A 25,192-nucleotide genomic window follows, 5' to 3' on the forward strand; every position below is an offset into this window, starting at 1 on the left:
GTTTTTTAAAGAGCGGTGCAGGTCGCTGCGTTTCGTTTCCGTCGCTGCCTTGTCTGCTGAGGAGGCGAACTATACGTCACAGCCCCACCCTCGTCAACACTTTGTGCGAAGAAATCTGCAGATTTTGCTAATAACCCGGCCAACCAGCTGCTAAGTCACTGAACGGTAATACTTTATGAAATGAGGGTTTGATGACTGTTTTACTGCAAGTGCACTGAGGCAGGCGGAGTGGCGACTATACCGGGCACTGAAAACCAGCCGGACTGACGCAAAAAGTCGGCCACTGCACTGCCACCAACAGCAAAAAGCCCGGCAGGGCCGGGCTTTTTGTATCAGGGACTACTGAATAGCTGTATCAACTACGGTAGTCGGCATTGATTTTCACATAATCATAAGAGAAATCGCAGGTCCAGACCGTGGCCTGCGCAGCACCACGCCCCAGCACCACGCGAACAGTAATCTCGCTCTGGCTCATCACGCGCTGACCATCTTCTTCTTTGTATTCCGGGTTGCGACCGCCATTGCAGGCAACCAGTACGTCATCCAGATACAAGGAGAGGCGATCGACATCCAGATCGCTGACACCAGCGTAGCCGATGGCGCACAGCAGGCGACCCAGATTCGGGTCGGAGGCGAAGAAAGCGGTCTTGACCAGCGGCGAGCGGGCGATGGCGTAGGCTACGTCCTTGCACTCGGCAACGGAACGGCCGCCTTCCACCTTGACACTGATGAACTTGGTAGCACCTTCACCGTCGCGGATGATGGCCTGCGCCAGCTCGGTGGCGACATCCACCAGCGCGGCCTTGAGGATGGCGTAGGCCGGGTGATTGACCGAGTCGATACGCGGTGCAGCGCTCTTGCCGGTGGACACCAGGATGAAGCTGTCGTTGGTAGAGGTATCGCCATCGACCGAGATGCAGTTAAAGGAGAGGTCGGCCACTTCCTTGACCAGTTGCTCCAGTACCGGGCGGGTTACCGGTGCATCGGTGGCGACAAAGCCCAGCATGGTGGCCATATTGGGATGAATCATGCCGGCACCTTTGGCGATGCCGGTGATGCTGACTTTCTGACCATCGATTTCCAGCGTGCGGCTGGTGGCCTTGGGCGCGGTGTCGGTGGTCATGATGGCTTCGGCAGCCTCGGCCCAGTTGGCCGGGCGGCGGGTCGGCAGTGCCTGGATGATCTTGTCGGCAGGCAGCGGCTCCAGGATGACGCCAGTGGAGAACGGCAGGATTTGTTCAACCGCACAGTCCAGTTCGCCAGCCAGCGCCTGACACACTGACAGCGCGCGCTGACGCCCGTCCTCACCAGTACCGGCATTGGCATTGCCGGTATTCACCACCAGTGCGCGGATTTGCACACCGGCATCCAGATGATTCTTGCTGATTTGCACCGGGGCGGCACAGAAGCGGTTTTGCGTGAATACGCCGGCAACGGTGTTGCCTTTATCGATACGGACGACCAGCACATCCTTGCGGTTGGCTTTTTTGATGCCGGCTTCTGCCACGCTCAGTTCGATGCCATCAATGATGGCCAGTTGATCGGCGCTAACCGGGGTCAGGTTGACTGCCATGATGAATTCTCCATGCCGGCACGCTGACACGTGCCTGTTGCTTGTATGTTGTGTGCCTAGATTGTAACGGAATCAGTCCTGCTGGCTATCGAGGATTTGTTGCAATGCATCGCCATAGCGCGCCAGCTTCAGTTCGCCCAGGCCGTATACCTTGCCCAGTTCGCGCAGGCTTTGCGGCCGACGCTCGACGATGTCGCGCAAGGTGCGGTCTGAAAACACTGCATAGGCCGGGACATTGTGTTCATCCGCAGTCTGACGTCGCCAGCGGCGCAGGGCTTGCCACAGGCGCTCCTCACGCTCGGTACGCAGCCAGCGGTCGGTATTGACGCTGCGTGCCTTGCTGTCTTCTGCCAGCGGACGCAGATAGATTTTTTCCTGCCCCTTGAGCAAGGGGCGACAGGCATCGGTCAATACCAGCGACTGGCCGCGGGCGATGTCCACTTGCAGGATCTTGCGCGCCACCAGTTGGCGGATGAGCGAACGCCAGGCACGCTGGTTGTAATCACGTCCGATGCCGAAGGTGGACAGCTTGTCATGCCCGAAACTGAGTACCGACTGGTTGCTGCGCCCCAGCAGGACATCCACCACGTGATTGGCAGCAAAACGCTGTTCCACTCTATAAATACAGGACAGCAGCTTTTGCACCGGCACGGTGGCATCAAAAGTGATGGGTGGGTTCAGGCAATTGTCGCAATGACCGCAGGGCTGACTGGTCTCGCCAAAGTGGCTGAGGATTTGCTGACGACGGCAACTGGCTGTTTCGCAAAAGGCCAGCATGGCGTCCAGCTTGGACAGCTCCACCTGCTTTTGCAGCTCGGCCATCTCCGAGCCCTGAATCATCTGATTGAGCTGCACCATGTCGTTCAGTCCGTAACACAGCCAACTAGAGGCTGGCAGGCCGTCGCGCCCGGCCCGGCCCGACTCCTGATAGAAGTTTTCCGGGCTCTTGGGCAGGTCGATATGGGCGACAAAGCGCACATCCGGCTTGTCGATGCCCATGCCAAAGGCCACGGTAGCCGCCATGACAATGCCTTCTTCGCGCAGGAATTCGCGCTGATGCCGCTCACGCACTTCATGACTGAGGCCGGCGTGATAGGGCAAGGCAGGAATACCGTTCTGGCTGAGCCACTCGGCAGTTTCCTCCACCCGCTTGCGCGACAGGCAGTACACAATGCCGGAAGCTCCCGGATATTCATTATTGATGAAGTCCAGCAGCTGCTTTTTGGCGTTGTGCTTTTCCACCACCTGATAAAACAGGTTGGGTCTATCGAAGCTGGACAGGAACACCCGGGCATCGCCCAATTTGAGGTAATGCAGGATATCTTCGCGGGTTTGCGGGTCGGCCGTGGCGGTGAGCGCGATGCGCGGCACTTGCGGGTACTGATCGGCCAGCATGCCCAACTGCTGGTATTCCGGTCGGAAGTCATGCCCCCACTGGCTGACGCAATGCGCTTCGTCGATGGCAAACAGGGAAATATCCAGTTGCGCGAGAAAATCGAGAAAGCGCGGGGTGAGCAAGCGCTCCGGTGCCACATACAGTAACTTGAGCGAGCCATCACGGGCACGCCGGGCGATATCACGCGCATCATCCGGCGCGGTGGCCGAGTTCAGGCAGGCAGCGGCAACGCCCACTTCGGTGAGCGCAGCGACCTGATCCTGCATCAAGGCAATCAGTGGCGACACCACAATGGCCAGACCCGGGCGCATCAAAGCGGGAATCTGGTAACACAGACTTTTGCCGCCGCCGGTTGGCATCAACACCAGCGCATGACCGCCATCCACGATGTGCTGCACGATTTGCGCCTGCTGACCACGAAAGGCCGGATAGCCGAAGATATTGCCAAGTAAGGTGAGTGCGTCCTGCATGCGGGGTGAGCACCAGGCCCGGCCGGAGCTTCCGGTCAGGACAAGGCCGATAGCCTGTTTGAAGTCATGGGAAGGAAGCCATTGTACGGCAAAGCGCAGCCACACAAAAAAAGAAGCCGCCCAAAACGGACGGCTTTCAAGTTTGGATGGAGACAATGTGAAACGAAGAGAAAGATGCTCTCGTTACTGACAGACCAGCCGCAAATATGGAAAGTTCCTTTTTAAGTAATGACAATACTTAAACTTTTACATGAAAATACGGTTGATCAGCATGCCAGATCGCAAGCTAGGGCTTGAAACACCTCAGAAGCATGCCTGGGCTCGCCGACAGCCAGCATGATTTCCCCGCTGACCCAGCCTATGCGAAACTGTCGGCATCCAACCGGAGATTCAACATGTTTTATCGCCTGCTTGTACTGGCCGCGATGGGCAGCCTGCTGAGCGCCTGCGCCACCACACCAAGCCAAATCAGCCCCACCAAACCCCGACCGGCACCAGCGCCTGTCCCTGCACCTGCCAATGCCGACTGGGAAAACCTGGGTGTTTCGCCCAATGGCAATATCCTGAACGAACTGGACAAGCTGTCGATCAAGCAGCAGGGCAATACCGTGACCTTCCGCGACCGGAAAACCATTTTCAATGTGAAAAAGGAAAACTTCCTGTCCACGCCAAGACACAAGACCTCCATCAACAGTTGGCTGATTGACTGCTCTGCCCGCACCTTCCGCCTGACCAGCATGGTGCTGCTGGACGAGAACGGACGCCAGATTGCCAGCTACACTTACAATGACAGCCAGATAAAACCAATGCCGGTGACCCAAAACTCGGCCAGCTTCCAGCAGATGCAATACGTCTGCAAAGGCCAGCCCGGCTTCTGATATATTCAAACAGCAAGTTTTCCGCCATGTTATCCACGCGGGAATATGGCTGGCCGTCCGTTACGTAGCAGACTTTGTCATAGGGGAAATTCATGCAGGCTATCCGTCGGGTCGTGTTCAACCAGAAAGGTGGCGTGGGCAAATCCACCATTACCGCCAACCTGGCCGCCGTTGCCGCCCGCCAAGGCAAGAAGGTACTGCTGATCGACCTGGATGCCCAGGGCAATGCCAGCCATTACCTGACCGGCCTTGCAACCCGGCAACAGGAACAATCCGCAGCAGGTTTCTTTAGCCAGATGCTGAACATCAGCATGTATAGCAAAGAACTGCACGAATTCGTGAGTGCCACCCCGTTTGACGCATTGCAACTGCTGGCATCCCACCCGGAGCTGAGCGAACTGATGGTCAAGCTGGAAAGCCGTTACAAGATGTTCAAGCTCAAAGAGGCGCTGGACCAGGCTGCAAGTGAGTTTGATGAAATCTGGATCGACACCCCGCCAGCGCTCAACTTCTTTACCCGCTCTGCCCTGATTGCTGCGGATCGCTGCCTGATTCCGTTTGATTGCGATGCCTTTTCCCGCCAGGCGCTATACAACCTGCTGGCCAGCGTGGATGAAATCCGCGCCGACCACAACCCGGCCCTGCAAGTGGAAGGCATTGTAGTCAACCAGTTCCAGCCGCGCGCCAGCCTGCCGGTACGCCTGGTGGCAGAATTGCGTGCTGAAGGCCTGCCGGTGCTGAACCCGCCCTTGTCCGCCTCGGTGAAGATCCGCGAATCTCACGATGCTGCCAAGCCCATGGTTTACCTGGACCCCAAGCACAAGCTGTCGCTTGAGTTTACCGCGCTCTACCAAGCTCTTGCCTGAGGCCTGCCAGCAAACATGCCAAGCCAGAGTCGCCTGACGTCCTTTCTTCTGGGTGCGGTTCTTACCATTGCCCTGCTGACAGCGGAATACCTGCTGCTGCTGGACAATGACCGCATCCGCGAACAGGAAAAGCTGCAACACTGGGGCGAACTGGGTACCGAACTACTGGCCACCCGGCTGCAGGAAATGCTGGACCGCACCGACCTGCTGGCACAAAGCCTGATCCGCCAGCGCCACACCACCGGCAGCGCCATTAACCTGAGTGAACTGGCCCCCACGGTTCTGAAGGAGGAAAGCCGCTTTGGCGGCATCGGCATCGTGCGGCGCATCGGCCCGGCACAACGCACCGAATTTGAATCCAACATTGCCAACAGCATCCGCATGCTCAAGGACCGGCATCTGGTCGCAAGCCCGCAGCAGCCCATGTATTACCCGGTCGAAAGCTATTTGCCGGATGATGGCAATGCCCTGCCGCAAGGCATGGACCTGGGCAGCCTGGACAATGCCAGGCGCAAGATGGATCAGGCCCGCAACCGCAACCAGCCCATGCTGATGTTCAACACCCTGACGCCGGGAGCCATCCCGCGGCTGGACATCATGGCCAATCTGGGCGACGACGGTCACATGCTGCTGGTCAACCTGCGTAGCGACCTGCTGCTGCAAAGCAGCCAGAGCAATCCGGACCAGCCCAACCCGCTGCAACATGTGCGGCTGGTGGTATGGAACCAGGAAGCACCAGACCACCCCAGCCTGGATTCGCTGCCCATGCAGCCACTGCCGTCGGTCAACCCCTTGCTGACCACGCGTCGCCAGATTGGTGGCTATGATCTGCTGTTTGGTGCCTATCCGCTGGAGGAAGACGCGCCTGCACTCAGCCAGCAAGGCTATGCCATCCTGGCCAGCTCCGCCTTCATCCTGTGCCTGCTACTGATCCTGCAACAGCGCCAGATCAGCCATAACCGTGCCTTGCGCACCCTGCTACGCCGACAACACCAGCAACTGGAACTGAACAATCGCACCCTGCGCGAACAAATCAACGACCGCACGCACTCGGAACAGGCACTGGCCGAAAGCGAAGCCCGCCAGCGGGCCATTCTGCAGGCCAGTTCGGATGCCATCATCCTGATCAACCGCAAGGGCCTGATTACCCATGTCAACCCGGCAGCCGCCAAGCTGATCGGCCAGAGTGCCGAGTCCATCGAGCATTTGCCGGTAGGCTCCTTGCTGACTGAGCTTTACAGCCTGAATGTCGATTTCGAATCCATTGCCGCTGCCCGCGAAGGTCGGCCGTTCGAGGCACACCTGCTGTGCAGTGACAGCCGGCAGATGCCGGTAGAACTGTCGCTCAGCCGGGTAGAAGTCCCTGACGACTCCTTCTATGTTGCCGTCTGCCGTGACATCAGCTTGCGCAAGGAACAGGAAGCCGCGCTGATCCGGCTGAAAAACAGCCTGGCCGAACAGGTGGAAGTACAAAGCCGCCAGCTGGCGGCACTGCTGGAAGCCAGCCCCATGGCCATGGCCTATATTGTCGACCGGCACCTGCGCCGGGTAAACGGCGCCTTCCTCGACCTGTTCGAGCGCAAGGAAGACGAAGTCATCGGCCAGACCACCCTGCCCTATTTCGAAAGCCAGGAACAATGGGAACGCACCGGGCGAGCATTGTACAACCTGCTCAACGACGGCAAGGTAGTGCAGTCCGAAGTAAAGCTGCGGACCGGCAGTGGCAAGTTGATCTGGTGCCGCATGTTTGGCCGGGCAGTCAATCCGTCCGTACCCAAACTTGGCACCATCTGGCTGTACCAGGACTTTTCCGCCCAGCGCGAAATGGAAGATGCACTGCGCCAGGCCAAGACGCTGGCCGAAGAAAACAGCCGCGCCAAAACCGAATTCCTGGCCAATATGTCGCATGAGCTGCGCACGCCGATGCATGCCATCCTGGGCTTTACCGAAATCGGCGAAGCGCGCTCCCGCCAGTTGCAGGACGACAAGCTGGCCCAGTACTTCCAGCGCATCCACAGCAGCGGCAACCGCTTGCTGCAACTGCTGAACGACCTGCTGGACCTGGCCAAGATGGAAGTGGGCAAAATGGATTACCACATTGCTCATTACGACCTGTCACACTGCCTGCGTGAAGCTTGCGATGAAATGACACCGCTGGCAGGTAGCCGCAATATCAAGATTTACCTGTACTGCACACCAGAGAAACTGACTGCCGATATCGACCCCTTCCGCCTGGGACAGGTCGTGCGCAACTTGCTGTCCAATGCCATCAAGTTCAGCCCGGATGGCGAAGTCATCCGCGTGACGGCACGTCTGCAAAAAGATAGCCAGCAGCAAGAGCAGGTCATGCTGTGCGTGGAAAACTACGGCCCAGGCATTCCGTGTGATGAAATCGAAACCATTTTCGACAAATTCATCCAGAGCAGTGCCACCAAGACCGGGGCGGGTGGTACCGGCCTTGGCCTTGCCATCTGCCGCGAAATCATCCAGGCCCATCATGGCGTGATTTTTGCCGAGAATCTGGTGCCGCGCGGCGCCGCCTTCACGGCCCTGCTACCAAGAACCCACAACACCAGCGGCCCTGCCGGGGGAAACGATGTCCCATCGACTTTTACTCGTTGATGACGAGCCCTTTAATCTGGAGCTGATGACCGAGCTGCTGGAAGCCGACGGTTACGAAATCGTGTGTGCGGAAAGTGGCGAACAGGCCTGGGAAATCCTGCAACAGCAAGGCAGCAGCCTGTCCATGGTGTTGCTGGACAAGATGATGCCGGGCATGAACGGCTTTGATGTGCTCAAACGTATTAAGAGCACGCCGGAGCTCAACTTCCTGCCGGTCATCCTGCAAACGGCCATTGGCTCACCCGCCAGCGTGCAGCAAGGCATGGAGGCCGGGGCTTTTTATTATCTGACCAAGCCTTTCTCACGCGACATGCTGCTGGCGGTGGTAAAAGCAGCACAAAGCCACTGGGACCGTCACCAGGCTTTCCGTGAACTGGCCAAACAGCATCTGGATGCACTGGCCCATCTGCAGCAGGCAGAATTCCACCTGCGTACACTCAAGGAAGCACAGACGGTCACCGCCCTGCTGGCCCGTACCTGCACCCAGCCGGAAAAAGTCGCCACCGGCCTGTTCGAGCTGATGGTCAATGCCATCGAACATGGCAACCTGGCTATCAGTTATCAGCAAAAAACCCAATTGCAGGCCGAAGGCGACTGGGAAGCCGAGCTGGAACGCCGTCAGCAGGACCCAATACTCGGCCAGCGCGAAGTCAGCATCAGCTTTGCGCGGGAAGAGGATTGTTTCAGTTTCACCATCCAGGACATGGGGGATGGCTTTGCCTGGCAGGACTATCAGGACACCCCGGCAACCTCGCTACTGTCCAGCCATGGGCGCGGCATTCTGATTGCCCGGAAATTGTCGTTTGATGCCGTCGAGTACCAAGGCAAGGGCAACCGCGTGATTGCCCGGGTAAACCGCAAACCCGCCTAAGCATTGCCGCACTGACCACGGCTGCGCCAGTAGCGCGCTGCCAGCTGGCGATAGCACTGCGGCAAGATGGCATCGCCCAGCGTCATGCTTAACAAACCATCCTGATCGGTACGCAATACACGGCCTTGCGCCTGCAATGCTCCCAGCACCTGTGGCTGTGGATGGCGGTAGCGGTTAAGAAAGCCCGCACTCAACACCATCCAGTCGGGATTCACGGTTTCCAGCCATAATGCGGCAGAAGAAGTACGACTGCCATGGTGACCCACCACCAGAATGTCACTACGCAATTGCGTGCCGTAGTCCGCTACCAGTGTTTCCTCCACCGCACGCGGTGCATCACCGCTGATCAGGATGGCCTGCGTCCGGCTGGCCACCCGCAACACGCAGCTATGGCTGTTGTCGTCATTCAACACTGCCCCCGCTACCGGCCACAGCACATCAAACCGAATACCATCCCACACCCAGCTTTGCCCGCGCTGACAGAGACTCCCGTGCAAGCCGTATTGTGTCAGTGTGGCCAGTTGTCCGGCCAGCACCCGCCGTACCGGCATGGCGGCTGCAATATCGCCAGCAGCGGCATCGTGATCCTTGTCGTTATGGGATAGCAACAGCACATCCAGCTGACTGACACCCAGGCCACGCAACTGCGGCAGCACCCAGCGATCGCCCTCCCCCGCGCCGGTATCAAACAGCAAGGCGTGCTTGCGCGTCTGCAGCAGGACGGACAGGCCCTGTCCGACATCGAAAACCTTGATATGTAGCGTGCCAGTGTCTGGCAAAGGCGGCTGATAAAACAAAACGGGTAACAGCAGGCTGGCTCCGAGCACGCGTCCCGGCATGCCACGCGGTGCCAGCAGCCACAAACTGCCAATCGCCCCGGTCAACAACAAGGGCCAGGGCGCAGCCGCTACCTGCCATGGTGGCCAGGCGGCCAGCCAGTCCACCCCGCGATAAAACCACTCCGCCAGCCACCCAGCCCATTGCAAGGGCAATGCCCATGGCAATGCCACAGCCAGCAGACTGAATGGTGTCAACAGAACAGAAACCAGCGGTATCCCCACTGCATTGGCCAGCGGAGACACTAGCGGAAAACTGCCAAACAGCGTCAGCAAGGGCAGCAAGGAGGCCACCGTCGCCGCCCACTGACCAGCCAGCGCCTGAAACCATTTGCCAGCAGGACGCCTCCGCCCAACCGACACCAGCATCAAGGCGGCCACCAGCCCGAATGACAACCACAAGCCCGGAGCCAATACGGCAAAGGGGTCGATCAACAACACCAGCGCCAGTGCCAGCCACCACATGTGCAAGCCAGACCAGACCCGCCGCGTCAACAGCATCAAGGCCATGCAGCACAACATATACAAGGTACGCTGGGTGGGAACGGAAAACCCGGCCAGCACCGCGTAAGCGGCCGCAGCCAACACACCGGACAGCGCGATACACAAGCGCGGCGCTACCCGAGGCAGCGGCCAACGGCGCAACAGCAATGCCACCAGGCCAGCCACCATACCGGCCACCATGGTGATGTGCAGGCCCGAAATTGACACCACGTGAGTCAGACCGGTGCGCGCCAGGTTTTGCCACTCAGCCCGCGCAATGCTTTGCTGGGCTCCTACCGTCAAGCCGGCCACCAGACTGGCCGCGCGTGAAGCCTCCAATACCGATTCGATGCGCAGCACCTGCTGCTCACGCAAGCGATCCACCCTGGACAGAAAGCTCTTGTCCTCACCCAGTCGCTTTGCCCCTGGCAATACCGTGCCACTGGCCAGCACGCCTTCAGACCACAGCCATTGCTCGGCATCGAAACCAAAGGGGTTGGCGGTGGACTGGCGTGGCCGGAAACGGGCGGCCAACTGCCAGCGATCACCCGCCCGCCACACGCCAGCCGGCGCCAGCTCGCCCTTGCGCACAAAAACCGACAACTGCACCCGTGCTGGCAGCTTGGCCTGAGGCGTCAGCACCTGTTCTACCTCGAACTGCATGCGCACACCGTATTGCCCCTGAACAGGCAAGCCCCGCACCACACCTATCAAAGACACCGGTTTTTGCCACCAGACAGCCGGCAAGGCCTGCGCCATACGCCATTGTGCGCGGGCATCGGCATAGGCCAGCCCCAGCAACAAGGCGGCCAGCAGCCCGGCAACACAGGCCAGCCTGGGCGTGGCCACGCGCTCCAGAAGGCATAGCAGCAAGCACAGCCCACCCAGACTCCACAAAGAAGGCAGGGTAGGCAAAAAAGCACAGCACACGATACCGGCAACAAACAGGGCAAGTTTCAGCATCTGCCTCTTATGCCTTGCCTGTTGTCATGCGGCAATGGCGACTGGGACAGGCCGCTTGCCGCACTGCCGCACATCCCGTATCGTGCCGGCATGATGCCAACTAACCCTATTCAGCCCACCGCGCTGTTCTGTAGCGAGAGCGCCCGCCGCGAGCATGCCGCCGAACTGGCGCAGCGCTTTGCCCTGCCTCTCATCCACCACCGTCCGTCTGAAGGTTACTGGCTGGAGCTGGGGCCGGAACGGCTGGAACTGGTGACCACCGGCAAACACGGCGCGGTGTATGCCGAGTTTGTGGAAGGCGCAGCCCGTCACCGGCGCGAGCAAGGCGGCGGGCGAGGTCAGCCGGTAGCCAAGGCGGTAGGGCTGAAGGGGGCCAAAGACCTGCCGACCATCGTCGATGCCACCGCCGGTCTTGGTCGCGACAGCTTTGTGCTGGCCAGCCTGGGTTGCCAGGTCACCATGGTGGAACGCTCCCCGGTGGCCGCCGCCCTGCTGTTTGATGCACTGGAGCGCGCCGCACGTGCCGCCGACACCAGCGATATCGCCAATCGCATGCGGCTGGTGCACGCCAACTCGGCTGACTGGCTGGCACAGCTTCCTGCCGACCAACAACCAGACGTTGTATTTGTCGACCCGATGTTTCCCGACACCGACAAAAAAAGCGCTGCCGCCAAAAAAGACATGCAAGCCTTTCAGCACGTGATTGGCGACGACATGGACAGCGCCCGCCTGCTGGAAGCCGCCATCAGCGCAGCACGGGTACGGGTGGTGGTGAAGCGCCCCCGACTGGGAGCCCCCATCGAGGGGGTCAAACCTTCTGCGGTACTGGATGGCAAATCCACCCGCTTCGACCTGTACATCATCAAGGCCTTGCGCCCCCCCGTCACGACAGGCTGATGCCAGGCAGCTTGCCGGCGCAAATTGTCTTGCTGCATGGCCTGCCAGGGCCTAGCCTGCAATAACGCTGAGATGAAACATCAACAAGAAAGCCAGCCATGAGCATCAGCTTTGTCGATCTGCTGGACCAATACTGGTCGGCACAAAAATGGGAAGTGAATTTACTGATTACCTGCAACCTTCTGGGCGGCCTGTTGCTGGGCTGCCTGGTGGGCTATGAACGATGGTCCAACGGGCGGGCTGCAGGCATGCGCACTTACGGCCTGGTTTCCATGGCCTCCGCCGGGGTCATCAGCATGGTGGGCTATTCCGGTTACTGGTACGGCGGCATGCATGCGGACATCATGCACGGCGACATGACGCGTGTGGCGCAGGGTGTACTGACCGGCGTGGGCTTTCTGGGGGCAGGGATGATCATGAAGGAAGGCATGTCCATCAGCGGCCTGACCTCGGCAGCATCGGTGTGGATGTCCTCGGTCATCGGCATTCTGGTGGGCGTGGGCTTTTATTTGTCAGCCATTGCAGTAACCGTGCTGTGCGTCATTTGCATGCGCCTGCTTAACTGGATGGAAAACCGCCTGCCGCGCCGCTTCAGTCTGTATGTCAACCTGACGGTGCTGCGCGAGCATCAATGGTCTGTGGATAAATTGTGCCGGGAGCTGCTGACGCTGGGCGTGGTTGTACACGAGGACAGCATTGCACTGAAGGTTGACGCCCAGATCAGCGACTGGGGCTTCATGGTGTCCGCCATCAACAAGCACCACATGATCAATGTGGTGGACCTGTCGCGCGCCATCATGCAGCTGGAGGAAATTGAAAGTTTCAGCGTACAGCCAGCACGCAACTGAACACGTTCAGGCCGGTTGCCAGCCATCATGCTGCAAACGTTCAGCCACCGCCGTGGCAGAACGGCGGCAGGCCAATACCGGAATACCCCGCGCGGCAGCCGTGTCGCGGTAATGGCGCATGGCGTTGTGCCCCAGATAGTCAGTCAGCAGAATCAGCATCTGGGTATTCTTGGGCAGCGGCAACTTGCGCTGATGCAGCGTGTTGCGGCCAGTGATATGACGTGCAATCCGGATATCGTACAGTGCCAGCACTTCGGGAATCTGTCCCAGGCTGTCGCCGCCAACCAGCAAGGCATCCATGTCCATTCTCCTGTCGTGCCGCCGTACTGCGGCTTGGGTAATGGAAGCACTGTAACCTTGCTATTTAATTCCTAAAAACAATAAAAAATGGAATTCTTATTCCATAACACCAAATCACCCGATACCCGGCCATGTGCCAAGCAAGGTAGAATGCACGCATGAATACCGAAGACCGCCTGACTGAACTGGAAGTGAAAATCGCCTTCCAGGACGACCTGCTAGACAGCCTCAACAACACCATTGCCCGCCAGCAACAGCAAATCGACTTGCTGCAACAGCAACTGCGCCTGGTATATCAGCAATTCAAGGCCGCCCAGCCCGACAGCGGCAACAGCGGCAGCTCGCTGCGCGACGAAATACCGCCGCATTACTGAGTCATCCCTTCTTTTTGCGCTTGCGCGACACCACCGCTTCAATATTCTTGCGGGCTATCAGCGGAGCAGACGCCGTCAATGGCTTGTCAGCCTCCGGCGCTTGCAACCACAGGTGCATGATCAGGCAGTCTACGAGGCCGAGACTCCGATGCCGGTAAGCACCCGGCACGCGGCCAACCTCGGCAAACCCCAGTTTCCTCCACAAGGCGACGGCCACGGTATTCGTGGCCACGACTGCATTGAACTGCATGGCGAGAAAACCCAGTGCGCGGCCGCGCTGTTGCGAATGCACGCACAACGCAGACGCCACGCCCTTACCACGCGCAGCCGGGGCGACCATATAGCCGCAATTGCACACATGGCTGCCCGGCCCGGCGGCATTGGGCTTGATGAAATAGCTGCCCAGCACCTCGCCATCCTCCTCCACCAGCCAGGTTTCCTGCGGTAGCTCACACCATAGCGCACGCGCTTGCGCCTCGGTCAGTTGCGGGTCATAGGCATAGCTTTCCTGCGCCTGAATGATGGACTGGAACGTTGGCCAGAACACAGCAAAGTCTTCTGCTCGCATTGGTCGGATATTCACATACTCTCCCTTGCAGCCACGGGCTGCGTCATTTTGCCGGATAACAAACTGGCACCACCAATCAGCGCCGCACCCAGCCACTCCTGTACTTGCATGGCCTCACCGGCCAGCAGATAGGCCGAGATGGCAGCGAACACCAGTTCCAGCAACATCAGGGTCATGGTCTGGTTGGCTGGCAGCAGGCTGACACCATGCTGGGAGATGATGCTGGTGGCCAGCAAGGTGGTGCCTAACAGGGCCAATATCAGTGCAGCGGTCCAGGACACATCCAGCAAGCTGCCCAGTTGCTGACGTGCGCCCACTGCCACCAGCCCCATCAGCGCTACGCCCACCCAGATGGTGGCGGACTTGACCGGCACCGGCAGGTCGCGCGCGCGCTTGCTCAGCACATTACCCAGGGCAAAGGTAATGCCACCGGAAAGCGCCAGCCACTCATAACGCTGGCTGAGCAAGACGGCACCTTCCAGCAGGCCGGGACGATACAGGATGATCATGCAACCGGCCAGTGACAGCACCACCACCAGCCAGCCGCTGCGCGTCAGGCGTTCATGCAGCAACAGGCGTGAAAAAAAGGCAGACCACAAGGGTGACAGATAAAACAGCAGCAATACCCGCATCACCATGCCTTCGGACACCGCCCAGGTGTAGCTGAAATTACACCAGCCAAACAACAGCGCCAGCAACGGCAATACCGGATGCCAGCACAGCTGCTTGCGGTAGACGTCAAAGAACAGCACGCCCCCCAGCAAGGCTGCCAGCAGGTAAACCAGCAAGGACGTATGCGCCGTGCTGACGCCCTGCTGGTTCAGCACGCGAAACGGGTACCACATCAGGCCCCAGACCAGTGCGGTGGTGACAACGGCAACAATGGCGAGAAGCTTTTGTTTTACAAGAGGCATCACGATTTCTTAAGATGGGCGATTCTGCGGCACTGCCATGCAGTCCGCCAAACCGGATCAGCGGCGGCCGACATCCCGGCCAGCCCCCCACTGCAACAGAGAGAACCAAGCGTGAATCCCCACCTGGAAAGCCTGCAACCCTATCCCTTCCAGCGTTTGCGTCAGCTGATGGCTGGTGCGGTCCCGGCTGACAAGCCGCCCATCAACCTGTCCATTGGCGAGCCCAAGCACCCGACGCCAGATGTCATCAAGCAAGCACTGGTCGCATCGCTGGGCGGCCTGTCGGTTTACCCGGCCACGCTGGGCAGTGTGGAACTGCGCCAGTCATGCGCCGACTGGATGCAACGCCGCTATGGCCTGCAACTGGATACGGAGAAGGAAGTCCTGCCGGTCAACGGCAGTCGCGAAGCCCTGTTCGCGTTTGTACAGACAGTAGTCAACAGCCAGCAGGCTGAAAAACCGGTGGTGATTTCACCCAATCCGTTTTACCAGATTTACGAAGGCGCGGCACTACTGGCAGGCGCGGAACCCTTCTATGTCAACTGTACCGCCAGCACGGGTTTTCAACCCGACTGGGCCAGCGTGCCGGAAAGCGTATGGGCGCGCACCCAGCTGGTTTTCGTGTGCAGCCCGGGCAATCCCACCGGCGCGGTGATGTCGCTGGACGACTGGAAGAACCTGTTCGCGTTGTCCGACCGCTACGGCTTTGTCATTGCCAGTGACGAATGCTATTCGGAAATCCATTTCGGCCAGCCGCCGCTGGGCGGACTGGAAGCCGCCAGCAAGCTGGGTCGTGGCTTTGAGCGACTGGTAATGTTCACCAGCCTGTCCAAGCGCTCCAACGCCCCGGGCATGCGCTCCGGCTTTGTGGCTGGCGACGCGGCGCTGCTGGCCAAATTCATGCTGTACCGTACCTACCAGGGCGGTGCCATGAGCCCCACCATTCAGGCCGCCAGCGTGGCCGCCTGGAATGACGAAGCCCATGTCGAAGAAAACCGTGCTGCCTACATCGCCAAGTTTCAGGCGGTCACCCCCATGCTGGCCGAGGTGCTGGAGGTCAGCCTGCCGGACGCCAGCTTCTACCTGTGGGCCAAAGTACCCGGTGGCAATGACACCGCCTTTGCCCGTGCCTTGTTCGAGCAGGAGCACATTACCGTGCTGCCAGGCTCCTTCCTGGCCCGTACCGCCCACGGCGTGAACCCGGGCAGCGGCTATATCCGTATCGCTCTGGTCGCGACACTGGCAGAATGTCAGGCAGCCGCCGAACGCATCGTGCGTTTCGTCAAGACAACAACCATATAAGCGACATCCACCAGCTATGACTGTTTCCATTCACATTGCCCAAGGACTCCATCACATGCATCCGATTCAAGCCCTGATTGAAGAAGCCTTCGAAAAACGCGCCGACATCACCCCAGCCACCGTTTCCGCCGAACTGAAAGCCGCCATTGGCCAGGTCATCACCGAGCTGGACAACGGCCGCCTGCGCGTGGCCGAAAAAGTGGACGGCGACTGGGTGGTCAACCAGTGGGTGAAAAAAGCCGTACTGTTGTCCTTCCGCATTCGCGACAACGTGGTACAGGACGATGGCGTGAGCCGCTACTTCGACAAAGTCGATACCAAGTTCCATGACTGGAGCGAAGCCCATTTCAAGGAAGCCGGTTTCCGCGTGGTGCCGGGTGCCGTGGCGCGCAAAGGCAGCTTCATCGCCAAGAACACCGTACTGATGCCGTCCTACGTCAACATCGGCGCCTACGTTGACGAAGGCACCATGGTGGACACCTGGGCCACCGTCGGCTCCTGCGCCCAGATCGGCAAGAACGTTCACCTGTCCGGCGGCGTCGGCATTGGCGGCGTGCTGGAACCGCTGCAGGCCGGCCCCACCATCATTGAAGACAACTGCTTCATCGGCGCACGCTCGGAAGTAGTAGAGGGCGTGATCGTAGGCGAAGGCTCGGTCATTTCCATGGGCGTGTACATCGGCCAATCCACCAAGATTTACGACCGCGAAACCGGCGAAGTCACTTATGGCCGCATTCCGCCGGGCTCGGTGGTGGTATCGGGCAACCTGCCGTCCAAGGATGGCAGCCACAGCCTGTACTGCGCCGTCATCGTCAAGAAAGTGGATGCACAAACCCGCAGCAAAACCAGCATCAACGACCTGCTGCGTGGCGTATAACACACCATTGCCGTCTTGCTGACGGCATATGACTCAGGAACTGACCCGGCCTGTCCGGGTCTTTTCTTTTGTTCCTGCCATGCAAAAGGGTGAAGACTAAGCCACTGCGCTGCTCGCACCCCACGGTTTGGCAAGTGAAATCAGTGCCATGTTTCATTTCCTGCACTTGCCAACTGGCCGCATCGTTACATGTTGAAACCATGTTCATTTGGCGAGCAGCAGACAAGTCGATAAAATCCTATTGTCTTGAACCCTGTAAAACCGTGACGCCAATCACGTTTTTCATCCGGAAAATCCGTGCCTTCAGACCATTTCATCGAATTCAGGAATGTCAGTTTTGCCTATGGCGAACGCCCCATCCTGAAAAACATCAGCCTGACGATTCCCCGTGGCAAGCTGGTTGCCATCATGGGCGGCAGCGGCAGTGGCAAAACCACCATGCTACGGCTGATTTCTGGCCAGATCCGCCCCAGTGCCGGCCAGGTGCTGGTAGATGGCCGAGATGTAGCCGGCATGAGCCATGCCGAACTGTTCGAGCATCGACGTCGCATGGGTATGCTGTTCCAGTTTGGCGCGTTGTTCACCGACCTGTCTGTCGAGGACAACGTCGCCTTCCCCATCCGCGAACACACCCGCCTGCCGGACAGCATGATTCACGATCTGGTCATCATGAAGCTTGCCGCAGTCGGCCTGCGCGGTACCCAGGCCCTGATGCCGGCTGAACTATCCGGTGGTATGGCCCGTCGCGTGGCACTGGCCCGCGCCATCGCGCTGGACCCGCAGCTGATGTTGTACGACGAACCGTTCACCGGGCTGGACCCGATCTCGCTGGGCGTGATTGCCCATCTGATCAAGAAGCTGAACGACGCGCTGGGTACCACCTCCATCATGGTGACCCACGATGTACACAAATCGCTGGATATCGTCGATTACGTCTACTTTGTTTCCAATGGTGAAATCGTGGCCGATGGCACGCCGCAAGACATCCGCAGCTCGCCCTCCCCCTGGGTGCACCAGTTCATGTGGGGCGAAGCCGACGGCCCAGTCCATTTTGCCTATCCTGCCAGCACCTCCTTGCAGCAGGATCTGGGCCTGAAAGGAAACCAGCATGACTGAACTGCTGCTGTCACCGCTGCGTCGACTGGGCCACAGCACCATCAATGCCATCTGGCGGCTGGGCTTCATCACCCGCTTCTTGCTGGCCATCCTGCGCTATTCGGGTCAGAGCCTGTTGCGCTTCAACCTGACCATTCGCGAAATCTACTTCGCCGGCGTGATGTCCGTCATCATTGTGGTGGTGTCCGGCCTGTTCGTCGGCATGGTGCTGGGCCTGCAGGGCTACAACACGCTGTCGCGCTTTGGCTCCGCCGATGCACTGGGCGCGCTGGTGGCACTGTCGCTGCTACGCGAGCTGGGCCCGGTACTGGCGGCACTGCTGTTCTCCAGCCGCGCCGGTAGCGCCATGACGGCGGAAATCGGCCTGATGAAAGCCACCGAACAGCTGGATGCCATGAGCGTGATGGCGGTCAACCCCATCGCCCGCGTGGTGGCACCGCGCTTCTGGGCGGGTGTGATTTCCATGCCCATCCTGGCCGCCATGTTCAACGTGATGGGCATTTTCGGTGGTTATCTGATCGGCGTGGTGATGATAGGCCTGGATTCGGGCACCTTCTGGTCGCAAATGCAAAACAATGTCGACCTGCACTATGACGTGGTCAACGGCCTGATCAAGAGCCTGTGTTTTGGCATCGCCGTCACCCTGATTGCCGTTTTCGAAGGTTACGATGCCACGCCCACCGCGGCTGGCGTCTCCGCAGCCACTACCCGCACGGTAGTGACCTCCGCACTGGTTATCCTGGCGGTGGACTTTGTCCTCACCGCCTTCATGTTCTAGGAAATAGGGAATGAAACGCTCTACTATTGATTTGTGGGTCGGCCTGTTTGTGGCAATCGGCATTGCCGCCGTGGTTTTCCTGTCGCTGAAAGTGGCCAATCTCACGCCGCAAAGCGCCGATCAGACCTACACCCTGTATGCTGACTTCGACAATATCGGTGGTTTGAAGGTGAAAGCTCCCATCAAGGAAGCCGGTGTGGTGGTGGGCCGCGTGGCCGCCATCCAGCTGGATACCAAAACCTACCGCGCCCGTGTCACCCTGAATCTGGAAAAGCAGTACACCTTCAGTCGTGACGCCAGTGCCGAAATCCTGACCGCAGGCCTGCTGGGTGAGCAATACATCGGCTTGCTGCAAGGTGGCGACCCGGACGAGCTCAAACCCGGTGAGCACATCACCCTGACCTCCTCCGCCCTGGTGCTGGAACAGCTGATCGGCAAGTTCATGACCAGCTTCACCGGTAGCAATAACAAGAGCAGCGCTTCTGGCGCGCAATAATCACAGACCTTGTGCACAACTCATCAAGAATGACCGATACCATGAAAAAACTGATCGCTTCCTTCCTCGTTTTGCTCGGCCTGAGTACCCACACCCTGGCCGCCACCGACAATCCGGTCGAACAGGTTCGTGAAACCTCGCGCCAGATCATGGACGTCCTGAAACAGGAAAACGGCAAGAATACCAAGCAGATTCGCCAGCAAGTGGAAGCACTGGCCGTTCCCCAGTTCGACTTCCAGCGCATGACCGCACTGGCAGTCGGCCTGGGCTGGCGCCAGGCCAACCCCGCGCAACAAAGCGCACTGGCACAGCAATTCCAGAACCTGCTGGTCCGCACCTACTCCACCACCATGACCCGCTTCAAGAATGCCCAGATCGACATCCAGCCCAATGCCACCATGGGTAATAGCGGCCGCGAAGCCACGGTGAAGTCTGCTGTCAGCCTGCCGGGCAACGACAAGGGCCCGGTTGCCGTTGACTACACCCTGTACAAGACTCCGCAAGGCTGGAAGGTATTCAATGTCAGCGTGGAAGGGGCCAGTCTGGTCACCGTGTACCGCAACCAGTTCAATCAGGAAATCAACAAAAACGGTGTCGATGGCCTGATCAAGATGCTGCAGGACAAAAACGCAGCCATCCCGGCCAGCAAATAAGCAGGAAACATCGCCATGTTTGAGGAAACCACGGCAGGAAACGGCCGCCTGAGCGGCAAGCTGGACATGCACAGCAGCGGCCAGCTACTGAGCACGCTGACCGCCCGGGTTGCGCGTGGCCCGCTGCAACTGGACTTGTCCGGCATCAGCGAGGCAGACTCCTCCGCACTGGCATTGCTACTGGCTTGCAGGCGCGCAGCTCAGCAAGCGGGACAACCATTGCAGCTGCTGAACTGGCCCGCCCGCCTATCCGAACTTGTCGATCTGTATGCACTGCGTGGCCTGCTGACCGGGCCACAAGGAGACTGAACCATGACCTGCACGCGCCATGCATTGCGCAGCAGCCTGCTGGTAGCCAGCCTGTTACTGGCCGGCTGCGCCAGCACCCACCCCAGCTCACTGCAAGACCCGTACGAGTCGTTCAACCGGTCCATGTACGCCTTTAATGACAAGGCTGATCGCTGGGTGATCAAGCCGGCGGCAGAAGGCTACCGTGCCATTACCCCGGGCCCGTTCCGCACCGCGGTCAGCAACTTCTTTGACAACTTCAAGGATGTTTACAGTGCAGCCAACAACCTGCTGCAAGCCGAGCCGGAAAAGGCCGTCAACGACATCATGCGGGTTGCCCTCAACAGCACCTTTGGCTTGTTTGGCCTGATTGACATTGCCACCCCGGCTGGCCTGAAAAACAACAAGACCTCGCTGGGCGACACCTTTGCGCACTGGGGCTGGAAGAACAGCAACTATCTGGTGTTGCCATTCTTTGGCCCCAGCACGGTACGTGATGGCCTGGGTCTCGGTGTGTCGCTGGGCATGAATGGACCGGAGCATCTGGTTTACCACAACAGCAATGAAGCCATCGCCTTCTACGGCCTCTATGGCGTCAACACCCGTGCGCGCTTCCTGGATTTCGACGATAGTCTGGCCACTGCTGCCATCGACCCCTACACCTATATGCGCGACGGCTTCATGCAGCTACGGGCCAGGCAGCTGGGACTGCCCAACCCCACGCAGTCTGATGACGTCAATATTGATGATCTGGTCAATGCGCCGTCAGCAGCATCAGCCCCTGCATCCGAGGCAGCACCAGCAATCACTGACGTCAGCCACCCGGAAGCCTCGGCTGCGGCCCATGCCGCCGCTTCTGCGGCGCAATAGTGTGCCTGTGTGCAAGCATGAAAAAAGCAGCCGAATGGCTGCTTTTTCTTTGTGTATCTTCTGTTTGATCCATGACAACAAGCCTGCCTTCATAAATATTAGAATTTACTGATTCTAAGATTCATTGATTATTATTGCGGAGTACATCATGGAACAAAGCCAATTTTCTCAACAGGCACTGGAGTACCTCACCCGCTGCCTGCGCCACGCAGTATCCAATGGCCAATACCTGACCGCTGAAATCCTGGAACAAGCCATTGCAGAGTACAACGCAGAGCATCCGCAAACACCGGCTCCTCTGTTGCACTAAGCCAGGCTTCTTATTGCCCATACCAAGCCAACAACTGCCCCTCACAACAAAACACCCGGTCACAGGCTGCATAGCACTGTAACCGGGTGTTGTCTTGCAAGCTACCCGACGGGAATAGCGCGCTTAACTGATGCGCTCAATCTGGGCACCTACTGCACCCAGCTTTTTCTCGATGTACTCATAACCACGGTCAAGGTGGTAGATGCGGTCAACAATGGTCTCGCCCTGAGCCACCAGACCGGCGAGCACCAGACTGGCTGACGCGCGCAGGTCTGTTGCCATTACCGTGGCACCGGACAGTTTCTCTACACCATGTACCACTGCGGTATTACCTTCCACTTCAATACGTGCACCCATGCGGTTCAGCTCGGGAACATGCATGAAACGGTTCTCGAAAATGGTTTCCGTCACCATGCCGGCACCCTCGGCAATACAGTTCAGCGTCATCAGCTGAGCTTGCATGTCAGTCGGGAACGCCGGATATGGCAAAGTACGGAAATTGATGGCTTTGGGACGACGTTTCATGTCCAGCGAAATCCAGTCATCACCCGCTTCAACGACAGCACCAGCCTCTACCAGCTTGTCCAGCACGGCTTCCATGCTGCGCGGCGCAGCATTACGCAGCACCAGATGACCTTGTGTCATGGCGGCAGCCACCAGGAAAGTCCCCGCCTCGATACGATCAGGCATGATGGCGTAGTCACAGCCATGCAGCTTGTCCACGCCTTCGATCACCAGACGATTGGTACCGATACCGCTGATGCGTGCACCCATGGCAACCAGACAGTTGGCCAGATCAGTCACTTCGGGCTCGCGCGCCGCATTTTCCAGAATGGTGGTGCCCTCTGCCAACGCAGCAGCCATCAGCAGGTTTTCCGTACCGCCCACGGTCACCACATCCATCACGATATGTGCGCCACGCAGACGTTTGGCTTTGGCCTTTACATAGCCATGCTCGATCACCACCTCGGCACCCATGGCCACCAGGCCCTTGATGTGCTGATCCACCGGGCGGCTACCAATGGCACAGCCACCAGGCAGAGATACGGTAGCTTCACCAAAGCGCGCCAACGTCGGGCCCAGCACCAGAATGGAGGCGCGCATGGTTTTGACCAGATCGTACGGTGCCACCAGGCTATCCAGATGGTCGGCGGTGATTTCCATTTCATGCACATTGTCGGTCATCACCCGCACCCCCATGCCTTGCAGCAATTTCTGGGTGGTGGAGATATCGCGCAACATCGGCACATTGGTAAAGCGCATGGTGTCGGCGGTCAGCAAGCTGGTGCACAGAATCGGTAATGCGGCGTTCTTGGCGCCAGATACACGAATTTCACCATTCAGCGGACCATTGCCGTGAATTTTCAATTTATCCATGTAGGAATCAGCCTTGGAGTTTTTCCCATTCGTCCGGCGTCGCTGCCTTAACGATGGAAAGGGCGTGGATCTCATTGCTAGCCAGGCGGGTGGCAATCACCTCCTTGACCAGACGATGGCGGTCGATCAGACGCTTACCGGCAAATTCCGGCGACACCACGGTGGCGTAAAAATGATGCCCATCGCCCTCCACCTCCAGGTGGGAGCATTGAAGACCAGCAGCAATATATTGTTTGACCTGTTCGGCAGAAATCATGTGTACATCCTGAAAGAGGATACTAATGGCGCAGCTTGTAGCCTGACTTGATCAGCCACAAAGCCAGCCCGGAAAGCAAAATAAAACTGCCACCTACCACGCTTAACGACAGCCACGGGCTGACGTCTGCCTGGCCAAAGAAGCCGTAACGGAACCCGTCGATCATGAAGAACACCGGGTTGGCATGCGATACGGCGTACCAGAATGGCGGCAAACTGTTAATCGAATAGAACACGCCAGACAGGAAAGTCAGCGGCATGATCAAAAAGTTCTGGAAAGCAGCCAGTTGATCGAATTTTTCAGCCCAGATACCGGCAATCACCCCCAGCGTACCCAGCACACCACAACCAAGAATGGCGAACAGCAGCACCCACAGCGGATGACTTGGCAAAGGCAGGCCAAACCATGCCGTCACCAGCAGCACGCCAGCACCGACTGCCATACCACGGACAATGGAAGCCAGCATGTAGGCAGCAAAGAACTCCAGCGCAGTCAGTGGCGGCAGTAACAGGAAAACGATATTCCCGGTGATCTTGGACTGGATCAGGCTGGATGAGCTATTAGCAAAAGCATTTTGCGCCATCGACATCATCGCCAGGCCAGGAATCAGGAAAGCGGTGTAGCTGACGCCTGGATAGGCCTCGACGTGACGTGACAAAACATGGGAAAAAATCAGCTGGTACATCAGTGCAGTCAGCACTGGAGCGGCCACGGTCTGGAATGCAACCTTCCAGAACCGTACCAGCTCCTTGCGGAACAAGGTCAAAAATCCCTGCATCAGACCTGCCCTCCGTGCATCATATTGACAAAGACCGACTCCAGATCCACTTCGATCACGTTCAGCTCGCGCACCGCGACGCCGGCTTCACGCAAGGCCGCCAACACTTGCTCCAACTGCGCAATATCAGGCAGCTTCAGCACAATCCGGCCATCTTCCTCACGCACCTTACGCGGCAGCAGGGTATCCGGCAAAGGCCCGTTCAACTTGAATGCGACCTCGCGCTCCTTGCCATGCTGTAACAGCTTGTCCTTGCTCTCCAGCGCCACCAGCTTGCCACGCTTGAGCATGGCAATCCGATTACACAAGGCTTCCGCCTCTTCAAGGTAATGCGTGGTCAACACAATGGTATGCCCGGCTTCATTCAACTCTTTGACAAATGTCCACAGGCTCTGGCGCAGCTCAACGTCCACTCCCGCAGTAGGCTCATCCAGCACCATCACCGGAGGACGATGCACCAAAGCCTGAGCCACCATGACACGTCGCTTCATCCCGCCGGACAAGGCCCGCAAATTGACATTGGCCTTATCAGCCAGCCCCAGCTTGCTCAGCAGCTCATCAATCCAGTCATCATTACGCGTCAGGCCAAAGTAGCCCGATTGAAAACGCAAGGTCTCTCTCACCGAGAGAAAAGGATCAAAAACCAACTCCTGCGGCACCACGCCAAGACTCATGCGTGCGGCACGAAAATCACGGATCACATCATGTCCCATGATCTGGATGCTGCCACTATCCGGACGCGACAATCCTGCCATGGCAGAAATCAGCGTGGTTTTGCCCGCACCGTTAGGGCCAAGCAAGGCAAAGAACTCGCCGGGTTCAACCGTGATACTGACATCATCCAGGGCCTGCAAAGCACCATAGCGCTTACTCACCGCTTTAATTTCGATCGCCGAACCCATGACTTATCAAATGCTTTGAAAAAAGAGTGCGATTATACCGCCGACGCGGCATGACAGGGAATCGCCGGCACCGGTACACACTGTTGCACCAGGTTTTACAGTGCTAACTGTCTGGGCAGGTCGGGCAATCAACCCAACCCTGACATTTCACTAGCACTCAAAAAGGTTCTGCAGCAACATTCTGCGCGGTGGAATCAGGCTGACTCAGCCATTTGTAATGCCAGCGTATTAGAAGGCCAGGAATATGCCATGTTGCAATTTATGCACACCCCAGCATCAGGGACACAATACGAAACTCAAAGCAGCCATGACCCATGGCTCGTTGCCGGC

26 protein-coding genes are annotated in these 25,192 nt (G+C 58.5%); 16 read left to right on the top strand and 10 right to left on the bottom strand.

Features of this window, described 5'->3' with window-relative positions:
* Positions 1-355: 355 nt before the first annotated feature.
* Together argJ and recQ are read right to left on the bottom strand one after the other, a co-directional pair.
* Positions 356-1,573, bottom strand: a complete 1,218-nt coding sequence (gene argJ, locus HWX34_RS05060; RefSeq protein WP_062790944.1) for a bifunctional glutamate N-acetyltransferase/amino-acid acetyltransferase ArgJ — start codon at positions 1,571-1,573, stop codon at positions 356-358.
* A gap of 72 nt (positions 1,574-1,645) precedes the next feature.
* A complete protein-coding gene (gene recQ / locus HWX34_RS05065; protein ID WP_178971272.1) occupies positions 1,646-3,439 on the bottom strand; it encodes a DNA helicase RecQ in 1,794 nt (597 codons plus the stop codon).
* Positions 3,440-3,834: 395 nt separating this feature from the next.
* Between recQ and HWX34_RS05070 the strand changes: the two genes are divergently transcribed.
* From HWX34_RS05070 to HWX34_RS05085, 4 genes are all read left to right on the top strand, one after another.
* Positions 3,835-4,317: a surface-adhesin E family protein gene (locus HWX34_RS05070; RefSeq protein WP_178971273.1), complete on the top strand. Its 483-nt coding sequence runs from the start codon at positions 3,835-3,837 to the stop codon at positions 4,315-4,317.
* Between the two features lie 101 nt (positions 4,318-4,418).
* Entirely contained in the window at positions 4,419-5,183 is a 765-nt protein-coding gene (locus HWX34_RS05075; protein WP_178971293.1) for a ParA family protein, read from the top strand.
* 15 nt (positions 5,184-5,198) lie between these two features.
* Positions 5,199-7,805 carry an ATP-binding protein gene (locus HWX34_RS05080; RefSeq protein WP_178971274.1) on the top strand — a complete coding sequence of 869 codons (2,607 nt, stop codon included), beginning with the start codon at positions 5,199-5,201 and terminating at the stop codon, positions 7,803-7,805.
* On the top strand, positions 7,780-8,676 hold the full coding sequence (locus HWX34_RS05085; RefSeq protein WP_178971275.1) for a response regulator: 897 nt from the start codon (positions 7,780-7,782) through the stop codon (positions 8,674-8,676). The genes HWX34_RS05080 and HWX34_RS05085 overlap by 26 nt, the downstream gene beginning before the upstream one ends.
* Here HWX34_RS05085 and HWX34_RS05090 read toward each other — a convergent pair.
* On the bottom strand, positions 8,673-10,958 hold the full coding sequence (locus HWX34_RS05090) for a DNA internalization-related competence protein ComEC/Rec2 (RefSeq protein WP_178971276.1): 2,286 nt from the start codon (positions 10,956-10,958) through the stop codon (positions 8,673-8,675). The two genes, HWX34_RS05085 and HWX34_RS05090, sit on opposite strands and share 4 nt — an antisense overlap.
* A 90-nt stretch (positions 10,959-11,048) precedes the next feature.
* Here HWX34_RS05090 and HWX34_RS05095 point away from each other — a divergent pair, with 90 nt between their 5' ends.
* Entirely contained in the window at positions 11,049-11,855 is an 807-nt protein-coding gene (locus HWX34_RS05095) for a class I SAM-dependent methyltransferase (RefSeq protein WP_255496582.1), read from the top strand.
* Between the two features lie 98 nt (positions 11,856-11,953).
* Positions 11,954-12,703, top strand: coding sequence for an MgtC/SapB family protein (locus tag HWX34_RS05100; protein WP_178971277.1), 750 nt, complete (start codon positions 11,954-11,956; stop codon positions 12,701-12,703).
* A 6-nt stretch (positions 12,704-12,709) separates the two neighbouring features.
* Here the strand turns inward: HWX34_RS05100 and HWX34_RS05105 are convergent, their stop codons facing one another.
* Positions 12,710-13,003, bottom strand: coding sequence for a DUF2325 domain-containing protein (locus tag HWX34_RS05105; RefSeq protein WP_045848761.1), 294 nt, complete (start codon positions 13,001-13,003; stop codon positions 12,710-12,712).
* Between the two features lie 158 nt (positions 13,004-13,161).
* On the opposite strand from HWX34_RS05105, the gene HWX34_RS05110 reads away from it, so the two are divergent.
* Positions 13,162-13,377, top strand: a complete 216-nt coding sequence (locus HWX34_RS05110) for a SlyX family protein (protein ID WP_178971278.1) — start codon at positions 13,162-13,164, stop codon at positions 13,375-13,377.
* Position 13,378: 1 nt separating this feature from the next.
* Here HWX34_RS05110 and HWX34_RS05115 read toward each other — a convergent pair whose 3' ends face one another.
* Entirely contained in the window at positions 13,379-13,960 is a 582-nt protein-coding gene (locus HWX34_RS05115; protein WP_370459673.1) for an N-acetyltransferase family protein, read from the bottom strand.
* Positions 13,957-14,859 (bottom strand): DMT family transporter, encoded by a 903-nt coding sequence (locus tag HWX34_RS05120; RefSeq protein WP_178971279.1) that lies wholly within the window; start codon positions 14,857-14,859, stop codon positions 13,957-13,959. Before HWX34_RS05120 ends, HWX34_RS05115 begins: the two co-directional genes overlap by 4 nt.
* A 111-nt stretch (positions 14,860-14,970) precedes the next feature.
* Between HWX34_RS05120 and dapC the strand changes: the two genes are divergently transcribed.
* From dapC to HWX34_RS05165, 9 genes are all read left to right on the top strand, one after another.
* Positions 14,971-16,161, top strand: coding sequence for a succinyldiaminopimelate transaminase (gene dapC, locus HWX34_RS05125; protein ID WP_370459674.1), 1,191 nt, complete (start codon positions 14,971-14,973; stop codon positions 16,159-16,161).
* Positions 16,162-16,216: 55 nt separating this feature from the next.
* Positions 16,217-17,038, top strand: coding sequence for a 2,3,4,5-tetrahydropyridine-2,6-dicarboxylate N-succinyltransferase (gene dapD / locus HWX34_RS05130; RefSeq protein WP_178971281.1), 822 nt, complete (start codon positions 16,217-16,219; stop codon positions 17,036-17,038).
* Positions 17,039-17,335: 297 nt separating this feature from the next.
* Positions 17,336-18,154 carry an ABC transporter ATP-binding protein gene (locus HWX34_RS05135; protein WP_178971282.1) on the top strand — a complete coding sequence of 273 codons (819 nt, stop codon included), beginning with the start codon at positions 17,336-17,338 and terminating at the stop codon, positions 18,152-18,154.
* Entirely contained in the window at positions 18,147-18,932 is a 786-nt protein-coding gene (mlaE, locus tag HWX34_RS05140; protein WP_178971283.1) for a lipid asymmetry maintenance ABC transporter permease subunit MlaE, read from the top strand. Before HWX34_RS05135 ends, mlaE begins: the two co-directional genes overlap by 8 nt.
* A gap of 10 nt (positions 18,933-18,942) precedes the next feature.
* Positions 18,943-19,428, top strand: a complete 486-nt coding sequence (mlaD, locus tag HWX34_RS05145; protein ID WP_178971284.1) for an outer membrane lipid asymmetry maintenance protein MlaD — start codon at positions 18,943-18,945, stop codon at positions 19,426-19,428.
* A gap of 41 nt (positions 19,429-19,469) precedes the next feature.
* On the top strand, positions 19,470-20,081 hold the full coding sequence (locus HWX34_RS05150; protein ID WP_178971285.1) for a phospholipid-binding protein MlaC: 612 nt from the start codon (positions 19,470-19,472) through the stop codon (positions 20,079-20,081).
* Positions 20,082-20,096: 15 nt separating this feature from the next.
* A complete protein-coding gene (locus tag HWX34_RS05155) occupies positions 20,097-20,390 on the top strand; it encodes a lipid asymmetry maintenance protein MlaB (RefSeq protein ID WP_178971286.1) in 294 nt (97 codons plus the stop codon).
* Positions 20,391-20,393: 3 nt separating this feature from the next.
* Positions 20,394-21,239, top strand: coding sequence for a VacJ family lipoprotein (locus HWX34_RS05160; RefSeq protein ID WP_178971287.1), 846 nt, complete (start codon positions 20,394-20,396; stop codon positions 21,237-21,239).
* A gap of 148 nt (positions 21,240-21,387) precedes the next feature.
* Positions 21,388-21,549: a hypothetical protein gene (locus tag HWX34_RS05165; protein WP_178971288.1), complete on the top strand. Its 162-nt coding sequence runs from the start codon at positions 21,388-21,390 to the stop codon at positions 21,547-21,549.
* A gap of 123 nt (positions 21,550-21,672) precedes the next feature.
* Here the strand turns inward: HWX34_RS05165 and murA are convergent, their stop codons facing one another.
* The 4 genes from murA to HWX34_RS05185 are packed head-to-tail and all read right to left on the bottom strand — an operon-like array spanning position 21,673 to position 24,862.
* Positions 21,673-22,926, bottom strand: coding sequence for a UDP-N-acetylglucosamine 1-carboxyvinyltransferase (gene murA / locus HWX34_RS05170; RefSeq protein WP_178971289.1), 1,254 nt, complete (start codon positions 22,924-22,926; stop codon positions 21,673-21,675).
* Between the two features lie 7 nt (positions 22,927-22,933).
* The gene (locus HWX34_RS05175; protein ID WP_178971290.1) at positions 22,934-23,182 is read right to left on the bottom strand and encodes a BolA family protein; all 249 of its coding nucleotides are present in this window, start codon (positions 23,180-23,182) and stop codon (positions 22,934-22,936) included.
* A 22-nt stretch (positions 23,183-23,204) separates the two neighbouring features.
* Entirely contained in the window at positions 23,205-23,960 is a 756-nt protein-coding gene (locus HWX34_RS05180; protein ID WP_178971291.1) for an ABC transporter permease, read from the bottom strand.
* Positions 23,960-24,862, bottom strand: coding sequence for an ABC transporter ATP-binding protein (locus HWX34_RS05185; protein WP_178971292.1), 903 nt, complete (start codon positions 24,860-24,862; stop codon positions 23,960-23,962). The genes HWX34_RS05180 and HWX34_RS05185 overlap by 1 nt, the downstream gene beginning before the upstream one ends.
* Positions 24,863-25,192: the final 330 nt, after the last annotated feature.

It is taken from the genome of Aquitalea sp. LB_tupeE (genome assembly GCF_013391415.1).
Lineage (GTDB): Bacteria > Pseudomonadota > Gammaproteobacteria > Burkholderiales > Chromobacteriaceae > Aquitalea.

Bases quoted from the DNA above. Each gene is read 5' to 3' on its own strand.
- argJ (WP_062790944.1), bottom strand. From the start codon at position 1,573: ATGGCAGTCAACCTGACCCCGGTTAGCGCCGATCAACTGGCCATCATT.
- mlaE (WP_178971283.1), top strand. From the start codon at position 18,147: ATGACTGAACTGCTGCTGTCACCGCTGCGTCGACTGGGCCACAGCACC.
- HWX34_RS05105 (WP_045848761.1), bottom strand. From the start codon at position 13,003: ATGGATGCCTTGCTGGTTGGCGGCGACAGCCTGGGACAGATTCCCGAA.
- HWX34_RS05100 (WP_178971277.1), top strand. From the start codon at position 11,954: ATGAGCATCAGCTTTGTCGATCTGCTGGACCAATACTGGTCGGCACAA.
- HWX34_RS05160 (WP_178971287.1), top strand. From the start codon at position 20,394: ATGACCTGCACGCGCCATGCATTGCGCAGCAGCCTGCTGGTAGCCAGC.
- mlaD (WP_178971284.1), top strand. From the start codon at position 18,943: ATGAAACGCTCTACTATTGATTTGTGGGTCGGCCTGTTTGTGGCAATC.
- murA (WP_178971289.1), bottom strand. From the start codon at position 22,926: ATGGATAAATTGAAAATTCACGGCAATGGTCCGCTGAATGGTGAAATT.
- HWX34_RS05110 (WP_178971278.1), top strand. From the start codon at position 13,162: ATGAATACCGAAGACCGCCTGACTGAACTGGAAGTGAAAATCGCCTTC.
- recQ (WP_178971272.1), bottom strand. From the start codon at position 3,439: ATGCAGGACGCACTCACCTTACTTGGCAATATCTTCGGCTATCCGGCC.
- HWX34_RS05085 (WP_178971275.1), top strand. From the start codon at position 7,780: ATGTCCCATCGACTTTTACTCGTTGATGACGAGCCCTTTAATCTGGAG.
- HWX34_RS05095 (WP_255496582.1), top strand. From the start codon at position 11,049: ATGATGCCAACTAACCCTATTCAGCCCACCGCGCTGTTCTGTAGCGAG.
- HWX34_RS05090 (WP_178971276.1), bottom strand. From the start codon at position 10,958: ATGCTGAAACTTGCCCTGTTTGTTGCCGGTATCGTGTGCTGTGCTTTT.
- dapD (WP_178971281.1), top strand. From the start codon at position 16,217: ATGCATCCGATTCAAGCCCTGATTGAAGAAGCCTTCGAAAAACGCGCC.
- HWX34_RS05150 (WP_178971285.1), top strand. From the start codon at position 19,470: ATGAAAAAACTGATCGCTTCCTTCCTCGTTTTGCTCGGCCTGAGTACC.
- HWX34_RS05165 (WP_178971288.1), top strand. From the start codon at position 21,388: ATGGAACAAAGCCAATTTTCTCAACAGGCACTGGAGTACCTCACCCGC.
- HWX34_RS05185 (WP_178971292.1), bottom strand. From the start codon at position 24,862: ATGGGTTCGGCGATCGAAATTAAAGCGGTGAGTAAGCGCTATGGTGCT.
- HWX34_RS05120 (WP_178971279.1), bottom strand. From the start codon at position 14,859: ATGCCTCTTGTAAAACAAAAGCTTCTCGCCATTGTTGCCGTTGTCACC.
- HWX34_RS05080 (WP_178971274.1), top strand. From the start codon at position 5,199: ATGCCAAGCCAGAGTCGCCTGACGTCCTTTCTTCTGGGTGCGGTTCTT.
- HWX34_RS05070 (WP_178971273.1), top strand. From the start codon at position 3,835: ATGTTTTATCGCCTGCTTGTACTGGCCGCGATGGGCAGCCTGCTGAGC.
- HWX34_RS05155 (WP_178971286.1), top strand. From the start codon at position 20,097: ATGTTTGAGGAAACCACGGCAGGAAACGGCCGCCTGAGCGGCAAGCTG.
- HWX34_RS05175 (WP_178971290.1), bottom strand. From the start codon at position 23,182: ATGATTTCTGCCGAACAGGTCAAACAATATATTGCTGCTGGTCTTCAA.
- HWX34_RS05180 (WP_178971291.1), bottom strand. From the start codon at position 23,960: ATGCAGGGATTTTTGACCTTGTTCCGCAAGGAGCTGGTACGGTTCTGG.